Source organism: Paenibacillus sp. Lou8.1, assembly GCF_024213565.1.
GTDB lineage: Bacteria > Bacillota > Bacilli > Paenibacillales > Paenibacillaceae > Paenibacillus > Paenibacillus polymyxa_B.
Genome location: NZ_JANAVN010000043.1, coordinates 1 through 668 on the forward strand (window position 1 = coordinate 1; position 668 = coordinate 668).

At 52.7% G+C, this 668-nt stretch carries 1 protein-coding gene; it reads left to right on the forward strand.

Going from position 1 to position 668, the window contains the following annotated elements:
* The coding region (locus NLX78_RS26370; protein ID WP_254351926.1) for a condensation domain-containing protein at positions 1-668 on the forward strand (668 nt) is incomplete at both ends.

Here is a 668-nt window from a genome sequence, read left to right on the forward strand (position 1 = left end):
GTATGGGCCGGAGTACTCGGCGTGGAAGCGGTAGGCACGCAGGATAACTTCTTTGAACTGGGTGGCGATTCGATCAAGGCCTTGCAAGTATCCTCCCGATTGCTGCAAGCAGGTTATCGACTGGAGATGAAAGACCTGTTCAGTCATCCAACCGTGTCTGCCTTGGCACTGAAAGTCCAATCGGTGACCCGATTGGCGGATCAGAGCGAAGTGGTGGGCGCTGTGAAGCTGACACCGGTGCAACAATGGTTCTTTGAGCAGAACCTGACGGATGCTCATCATCATAACCAGTCCATTATGCTGCATAGCAAGGACGGTTTTGATGAAACGGCCCTGCGCACAGCGATGGATCAAATCGTTAGCCATCACGATGCACTGCGTATCATTTTCCGACCTACGGAGCGCGGATATGAAGCTTGGAACCGCGCGGTTGGGGAGGGCGAGCTGTATACGCTGGATCGGGCCGACTTCAGAAATGAGTCTGAAGTATCTGCGGCGATCGAGGCCAAAGTGAATGAAATTCAGGCGGGTATTCATTTAAGCGAAGGACCGCTGGTGAAGCTGGGGCTGTTCCATTGTCCCGATGGAGATCATTTGCTGATGGCGATTCATCACTTAGTGGTGGATACCGTATCTTGGCGTATTTTGTTCGAGGATATTACGACCGC